1 protein-coding gene and 1 pseudogene are annotated in these 759 nt (G+C 65.7%); one reads left to right on the forward strand and one right to left on the reverse strand.

Going from position 1 to position 759, the window contains the following annotated elements:
* Positions 1 to 185: pseudogene (locus ACUCV3_RS27330) on the reverse strand (FAD-dependent oxidoreductase); the annotation flags it as partial.
* A 181-nt stretch (positions 186 to 366) separates the two neighbouring features.
* On the opposite strand from ACUCV3_RS27330, the gene ACUCV3_RS27335 reads away from it, so the two are divergent.
* A partial coding sequence (locus ACUCV3_RS27335) for a glutathione S-transferase family protein (RefSeq protein ID WP_482241480.1) occupies positions 367 to 759 on the forward strand: 393 nt, incomplete at its 3' end.

Consider the following 759-nt stretch of genomic DNA (forward strand, 5'->3'; position numbering starts at 1 on the left):
GCGATGACGCCGGCGGGGGTGGCGCCATAGACGACGACATCGGCATCGGCCCAGGCTTCCCCGGCGAGCGCGGTGCGGCGCGGATGGATGAGGGCGGCCGGCTTGCCGCTGGCCTGATGGCAGCTGACCAGGCCGGCCGCACCCGCTGCGCCCGCCATCGTCACCAGAAACGCGCGTCTGTCCATGACCGCCCCCATCCCGGATTGCTCCTGCAAAGGCTTTCCGATTTGCGGGGGCGTGGAAATTCCGGTCGAACACCTAATGGATTGCGCGGTCAGGGCCGGGCAGGACAGAAGTGAACAGTTGCAATATGCGACTGGTCTGGCAGGATCGGCGCTCCACCACCAGAACAACAGGAGTGGGTGCATGATCATCTATGGCGCGCGGCCGTCGCCCTTTGTGCGCAAGGTCATTGTCTTTGCAGCGGAAAAGGGGATCGCGGTCGAGGTGCGGCCGGCCGGGTTCGGCAAGGGCGGCGAGGCGTTCGAGCGGGCGTCCCCCTTCGGCAAGATTCCGGCCCTGGTCGATGGCGATTTCGCGATCAGCGATTCGACCGCGATCATAACCTATATGGATGCGCTGCATCCCGAGCCGAACCTGATCCCGACCGAGCCCAAGGCGCGGGCGCGGACGATATGGTATGAGGAATTTGCCGACACCATCGCCCAGCCGGTGGGTGTCGACATCTTCTTCAACCGGGTGGTCGGCAAGCTGCTCGACATGCCGCATGATCCGGCCCGTGCCGACCGGGCAGAGGCG

The sequence above is a fragment of the Sphingobium sp. VMM genome (assembly GCF_056790315.1).